The sequence below is a fragment of the Salegentibacter sp. BLCTC genome (assembly GCF_015143665.1).
In the GTDB taxonomy this organism is placed as follows: domain Bacteria; phylum Bacteroidota; class Bacteroidia; order Flavobacteriales; family Flavobacteriaceae; genus Salegentibacter; species Salegentibacter maritimus.
Map to the genome: position 1 here is coordinate 1 of NZ_WYEW01000027.1, position 1,267 is coordinate 1,267.

General features: G+C 36.9%; 2 protein-coding genes. Both read left to right on the forward strand.

The features are described 5' to 3' along the window. The first annotated feature begins 68 nt into the window (after positions 1 to 68). Complete coding sequence (locus tag GUB10_RS16205) at positions 69 to 365, forward strand: transposase (RefSeq protein WP_370591107.1); 297 nt, start codon at positions 69 to 71, stop codon at positions 363 to 365. Continuing rightward, complete coding sequence (locus tag GUB10_RS15850; protein WP_370591108.1) at positions 362 to 1,228, forward strand: IS3 family transposase; 867 nt, start codon at positions 362 to 364, stop codon at positions 1,226 to 1,228. The genes GUB10_RS16205 and GUB10_RS15850 overlap by 4 nt, the downstream gene beginning before the upstream one ends. Positions 1,229 to 1,267 lie beyond the last annotated feature (39 nt).

Here is a 1,267-nt window from a genome sequence, read left to right on the forward strand (position 1 = left end):
TGGAGTTGCTACCTTTATTCGGACATAAAATTTAAGACTGTTTGTTACAAAACAAATATCTTAGAAACATGAAAAAACGCTATTACAGTCCTGAATTAAAGGAGCAAGCAGTTCGGTTAAGTTACCAACGAGAAAACATAAAAGAACTGGCAGACGAATTAGGTATAGAAGTCCAAAGGATTTATAAATGGCGGAAGGCAGCCAAAACAACGACATCCCCCAAGCCAGAAAGATCAATACCTGATGATACATTAGAAGTTAAAAGACTGCGCAAGGCGCTTAAAGAAAAGGAACTTGAACTTGAGATATTAAAAAAGGCCGTGCACATCTTCTCCAAGAGCGATGGGAAATCTATGGATTTATAGCCAGTTATAGGCACTTATACCCCATCGAGAGGATGTGCAAAGTTTTTAAAGTAAGTAGGAGCAGTTTTTATAGGTGGTACAGTGCCGGCCCATCAAAACGGGCACTGGAACATAGCCTGTTCACGGATTTGATAAAAAAGGAATTTCACCTGAGTCAAAGACGTTATGGCTCCACAAGAATAGCGGAGCAACTAAAACGTAAAGGCTACTGTATATCCAGGTGTAGAGTGGCTAAAATTATGAGGGCGAACAATTGGGCAAGCAAACACAAAAGGAAGTTTAAGGCTACCACTAATTCCAACCATAAATACCCGGTTTGCAGAAATTTATTGAACAGAAACTTTAATCCCAGCAGGTTAAATGAAGCTTGGGTCAGTGATATCACTTACATCCATACCAATCAAGGCTGGCTGTACCTGACCACTATTATTGATTTGTTTGACAGGCAGGTAATAGGTTGGTCATTAAGTACAAGTTTACATACCAATCAAACTATTGTTCCTGCATGGAAAATGGCTGTAAGCAAGCGCAATATAAACATGGATTTAATATTCCACTCAGACCGAGGGATACAATACGCCTCAAAAACATTTAGAACATTTATTAAATCCAACCCGTTGGTGACCCAATCTATGAGTAGAAAGGGAAATTGTTGGGATAATTCAGTTGCTGAATCCTTTTTTAAAACAATAAAGGTAGAACTTATTTATGATGATAATTTTAAAACTATAGAGCAGGCTAAAACCGCTGTTTTTGAATACATAGAAATATGGTATAATAGAAAACGTTTACACTCTTTTTTAGGGTATAAAACTCCTTATGAAGTAGAACAAAAATTTTATCAATTTAAAAATGTAGCATAGGTCTTAGAAAAAATGTCCGACTTTTTCTTGCAAGTCCAG